This window comes from Pseudomonas sp. 2995-3 (genome assembly GCF_002742565.1).
Taxonomy (GTDB): domain Bacteria; phylum Pseudomonadota; class Gammaproteobacteria; order Pseudomonadales; family Pseudomonadaceae; genus Aquipseudomonas; species Aquipseudomonas edaphica.
In genome coordinates, this window is sequence record NZ_LJSB01000302.1 from 1 (window position 1) to 317 (window position 317).

Annotated in this window: 1 pseudogene; it reads left to right on the forward strand. The window is 37.9% G+C overall.

Annotated elements, in window-relative coordinates:
• Positions 1–230, forward strand: a pseudogene (locus tag AOA62_RS25840) (tRNA pseudouridine(38-40) synthase TruA); the annotation flags it as partial.
• Positions 231–317: the final 87 nt, after the last annotated feature.

The following is a 317-nucleotide window of genomic DNA, read 5'->3' on the forward strand; positions in this document are numbered from 1 at the left end:
CAATCTATTCAGTGGAATTGCAGGAAAACGACGGTTTCATTGAAATTCGAATAAGTGGAAATGGGTTTCTATACAACATGGTTAGAAAAATGGTTGGAACACTTATTGAAGTTGGACTTGGTCAAATAGATGCAGATAAAATTCCAGTGATCATATTATCAAAAGAGAGAAACCAAACTGGACTCCTTGCAGATCCATCAGGTCTTTATTTAGAAAAAATCGGTTTCTAGAGAAAAACGTGGGGACGGTTCTTGCGTTTACATGACCTTCGTAAACGCAAGAACCGTCCCGTTGTTTCCTTATGCTTTGAATATGAG